This is a genomic window from Neptuniibacter sp. UBA6509 (assembly GCA_002435145.1).
GTDB lineage: Bacteria > Pseudomonadota > Gammaproteobacteria > Pseudomonadales > Balneatricaceae > Neptuniibacter.
Window position 1 is genome coordinate 5,270 of sequence record DJLT01000051.1, and the last position, 228, is coordinate 5,497.

Below are 228 nucleotides of genomic sequence, written 5' to 3' on the forward strand. Positions count from 1 at the left end.
GGACGATTACGCGAGATAGCGTTTCGTCGTGTCGGTGAAGGCAGCGGCCATAAAAAGGACTTAGATCAGTATGATCAATACTATCGCCACCTTATTTTATGGGATGAAGAGGAATTAGAAATTGCAGGCGCATACCGATTAGCTGAAGCGGGTAAAATCGATCGTCACTCAGATGAGAACCTCTACAGTGAAACACTGTTCAAGTACGATGAGAAGATGCAGCCCTAT

The 228-nt window shown here is 45.2% G+C and carries 1 protein-coding gene; it reads left to right on the forward strand.

Features of this window, described 5'->3' with window-relative positions:
• A partial coding sequence (locus tag B4K11_RS06950) for a GNAT family N-acetyltransferase (RefSeq protein ID WP_292959302.1) occupies nucleotides 1-228 on the forward strand: 228 nt, incomplete at both ends.